Source organism: Hydrogenophaga sp., assembly GCF_041633695.1.
In the GTDB taxonomy this organism is placed as follows: Bacteria; Pseudomonadota; Gammaproteobacteria; order Burkholderiales; family Burkholderiaceae_C; genus Hydrogenophaga.
The window spans coordinates 1-3,559 of record NZ_JBFJMY010000425.1; the positions used below are offsets into that span (position 1 = coordinate 1).

Here is a 3,559-nt window from a genome sequence, read left to right on the forward strand (position 1 = left end):
CAGCCAGGCGTTGTCTTTCTCCGGCACGCTCATCGAGCTCGTGCCTTGATCTCCGGCAGCGCCTTTTGCAGGTAATAGACCATGGACCAGACGGTGAGCACGGCCGAGATCCAGATCAGCCAAGTGCCCCAGAGGTGGGTATCCACCACGCCCAGCACCCAGCCATCGAACAGCAAAAACGGAATGGCAATCATCTGCACCATGGTTTTCAGCTTGCCCACCATGTGCACCGCCACGCTCTTGGTCGCGCCAATGATGGCCATCCATTCGCGCAGCGCCGAAATAGCGATCTCGCGCCCAATGATGATGAGGGCCACGAACACATGGGCTCGGTCCAGGTGCACCAGCACCAGCAAACAGGCGCAGACCAAGAACTTGTCGGCCACCGGATCGAGAAAAGCGCCAAAGGCGGAGGTCTGGTTCAGCCGACGCGCCAGATAACCGTCGGCCCAGTCGGTCAGTGCGAACACCACGAACATGATGGCGGCGATCAGGTTCTGGTCGCGCGGCGGCACGCCTTCCAGATAAAACACCCCAACGATGAGTGGAATGGCAACGATGCGCGCCCAGGTCAGCAAGGTGGGGATGTTGAAAAACATGGGGCGATTATGCGGGCAACGCACTTTACAAAAGCCCGGGCGGCTGCATGCCCATACCGCGCGCACCCACATGGGGCCGCGCCCACCACACAGAACGGCACCACCACCTTGGTCGCGCTACATCCCTCCGATGAGGGAAATCCGGGGCGAGCCTTCAACAAAGCCCGGGCAGGCAGTGGCGCCACGGCCATTAAAATACAACGCGTCATTTTGTACTAAATAAATCATATGTATGCCAACTATTGGAATTCCATTTGGTTATTTTTTGCGACGACATACGGTTCGATTTTCCAAAATTCTGTACATATTCCTGGGGGTCTTGGTCTGCGATGCGTCGCTCGGGCAAGCCTTGCTCGACACCAGCAGCCCTGGCAACACCAACCTGGAGCAGCGCCGCATCCAGGAGCGGGAACAGCAACAACGCGAACAGCGGGAGCGCTCGGTCGACGTGCGCCTGCCGTCTCCAGCGGGCGCAGCTGCCGAACGACTGCCCGATGGTGAAACGCCCTGCTTCCCCATCCGCCAGATCGAACTGCGTGGACAAGAGGCGGGCCGCTTCGGCTGGTTGATCGATGCGGTCTCGGGTCCGCAGCAAACCGATTCCCCGCTGCGCAAATGCCTGGGCGCTCAAGGCGTGGGCCTGGTCATTCGACGCGCCCAGGATGCGCTGGTGGAGCGGGGCTACATCACCAGCCGGGTGCTGGCCCAGCCACAAGACCTGAACAACGGCCATCTCAGCCTGACCGTACTGCCTGGGCGCATCCGGGCCATCCGCTTCGAAGAACCGGTGTCCGACCGGGCCACCGCATGGAACGCCTTTCCGGCCTCGGCCGGCGACATCCTCAACCTGCGCGACATCGAACAAGCGCTGGAAAATTTCCAGCGCGTGCCCACGGCCGAGGCCGACATCCAGATCGTGCCGGCAGACGTCCCCGGACAAAGCGACTTGCTGGTGCGCTGGCGCCAGGGCACGCCGTTTCGCGTCCACGTGGGCGCCGACGACAGCGGCACCCAGGGCACGGGCAAGTACCAGGGCAACCTGACCCTGAGCTACGACCACTGGTGGACGCTGAACGATTTGTTCTACCTCAGCCTGCAGCACGATCTGGGTGGCGGCGCCTCTGGCGCACGGGGCACGCGCGGCGCCACCGCCCACTATTCGATCCCTATGGGTTACTGGATGCTGGGCATGACCGCCAGCAGCAGCCGCTACTTCCAAACCGTGGCCGGCGCCTCGCAAGACTATGTGTACCGCGGCAGCAACCGCAACCAAGAAGTCTCGCTGTCCCGGCTGGTGCACCGCGACGCCAGCAGCAAGACCACGCTGCGCCTGAAAGCCTTCGCGCGCCAGTCCAACAACTTCATCGACGACACCGAGGTGGAAGTCCAGCGGCGCCGCGTGGGTGGCTGGGAACTGGGCGTGACGCACCGTGCCTTTGTCGGCCCCGCCACCATCGATGCCGGTCTGGCCTACAAGCGCGGCACCGGTGCCTTTGGCGCCCTGCCCGCGCCGGAAGAAGCTTTTGGCGAAGGCAGTTCCCGTTTCGCGCTGGTCAGCGCCGATATCGGCCTGCAATGGCCCTTGTCCATCGCGGGTCGGCGCTGGCAATACAACGGCCAATGGCGCGCCCAGTTCAACCGCACGCCGCTCACGCCGCAAGACCGCTTTGCCATCGGCGGGCGCTACACCGTGCGCGGTTTCGATGGCGCATCCAGCCTCAGCGCCGAACGCGGCTGGCTGCTGCGCAACGAGTTGCTCACCGCCGTCGGGCCAGACGGCATGTTCTGGTTCGTTGCGCTGGACACAGGGCAAGTGGGCGGGCCCAGCGCGGGATCGCTGCTGGGTCGGCGTCTGAGCGGTGCCGTGCTGGGCCTGCGCGGCTCGGCGGGCCGGGTGCAATACGAGCTGTTTGCCGGCGCGCCGCTGAAAAAGCCCGAAGGCTTTCGCACCGCCCATGTGAGCTACGGATTTCAGCTGAACGCCGGGTTCTGAAGGTCAAAAAATGCAACGCAGGGAGTCCACATGAACAAGCACTGTCACCGGATCATTTTCAACGCCGCGCGTGGCCAGTACATGGTGGTGAGCGAAACCGCCACGACCAACCGGCCCGCCAGCGCAAGGGACTCGGGTACACGCCGTGGATCGTGCGGCAGCCTGTCCTTGCGCTTGCAAGACCTGAGCCGTGCGCTCGCCCTCGCCTTCGGCCTGTTTCTGGCGTTGCCCATGCACACCAGCTTGCACGCCCAGATCGTTGCCGATCCCAACGCGCCAGGCGCGCAGCGACCCACCGTGCTGGCGGCGCCCAACGGCACGCCGGTGGTCAACATCCAGACGCCCAGCGCCGCCGGTATCTCGCGCAACACCTACCAACAGTTCGACGTACAGGGCAACGGCGCCATCCTCAACAACAGCCGGGGCAACGTGCAGACCCAGCTCGGTGGTTGGGTGCAAGGCAACCCCTGGCTGGCTGGCGGCAGCGCGCGCGTGATCCTCAACGAAGTCAACAGCGCCAACCCCAGCCAACTGCGCGGCTTCATCGAAGTGGCCGGCCAACGCGCCGAAATCGTCATCGCCAACCCGGCGGGCATTCAGATCGATGGCGCCGGCTTCGTCAACGCCAGCCGCGCCACCCTCACCACCGGCACCCCGCTGCTGCAAGGCGGGCAACTCGATGGCTACCAGGTGCAGCGCGGCACCATCACCATCCACGGCGCCGGTCTGGACGCTTCGCTGACCGACCACACCGGCATCCTGGCCCGCGCCATCGAACTCAACGCAGGCGTCTGGGCCCAGGATTTGAAGGTGGTCGGTGGCGTCAACGACATCAGCGCCGATCACAGCGCTGTCAACGCCCAGGCGGCCACCGGCGGCGCAGCGGCCCCGGCCTTTGCGCTCGACGTGTCGCAGCTCGGCGGCATGTACGCCGGCAAGATCCATCTGGTCGGCACCGAGGCCGGCC

At 64.7% G+C, this 3,559-nt stretch carries 3 protein-coding genes; 2 read left to right on the forward strand and 1 reads right to left on the reverse strand.

Annotation, left to right across the window (positions count from 1 at the left end; translation table 11 throughout):
- Positions 1 to 29: 29 nt before the first annotated feature.
- Positions 30 to 599, reverse strand: a complete 570-nt coding sequence (pgsA, locus tag ABYB95_RS19410; protein ID WP_372660639.1) for a CDP-diacylglycerol--glycerol-3-phosphate 3-phosphatidyltransferase — start codon at positions 597 to 599, stop codon at positions 30 to 32.
- 349 nt (positions 600 to 948) lie between these two features.
- Here pgsA and ABYB95_RS19415 point away from each other — a divergent pair, with 349 nt between their 5' ends.
- Both ABYB95_RS19415 and ABYB95_RS19420 read left to right on the forward strand, forming a co-directional pair.
- Complete coding sequence (locus ABYB95_RS19415; protein ID WP_372660641.1) at positions 949 to 2,592, forward strand: ShlB/FhaC/HecB family hemolysin secretion/activation protein; 1,644 nt, start codon at positions 949 to 951, stop codon at positions 2,590 to 2,592.
- Between the two features lie 30 nt (positions 2,593 to 2,622).
- The coding region (locus tag ABYB95_RS19420; RefSeq protein WP_372660644.1) for a filamentous hemagglutinin N-terminal domain-containing protein at positions 2,623 to 3,559 on the forward strand (937 nt) is incomplete at its 3' end.